This is a genomic window from Bradyrhizobium sp. 62 (assembly GCF_023073035.1).
GTDB lineage: Bacteria > Pseudomonadota > Alphaproteobacteria > Rhizobiales > Xanthobacteraceae > Bradyrhizobium.
In genome coordinates, this window is record NZ_JADPIT010000015.1 from 516,165 (window position 1) to 516,559 (window position 395).

At 61.8% G+C, this 395-nt stretch carries 1 pseudogene; it reads right to left on the minus strand.

The features are described 5' to 3' along the window. A pseudogene (locus IVB47_RS12815) lies at positions 1–395 on the minus strand (porin family protein); the annotation flags it as partial.

Here is a 395-nt window from a genome sequence, read left to right on the forward strand (position 1 = left end):
GTCGCGGCCGACGAGGACGTTGCCAGCATCGAACAGTTCGTTCTGGGTCTTGGCGTTGTAGAAGGCCGAGCGATACTCGGTCTTCATGAACCAGCCGGGCGACTGGATGCCGAAGATGTTCAGGTTGTTCTCGACGCCGCCGCCGATGAACCAGCCATTGCGGTTGTAGCTGTTGAGATGGATACCGGCGGGCGCGCCGGCCAGGGTCATGAAGTTGGTCTGGCCGAAGTGAGCGCCCGAGTAACCGCCGTTGACGTAGGAGAGAACGTTCGGAGCGACCAGCCAGCCGAGGCGGACACCAGCGGCCCAGGAATCTTCCAGCTTCTGGTTGCCAGTGATGCCAGCGATCGGGTCCTGAATGGTAGCACGGATGCTGCCGAACTGACCGTCAGCGA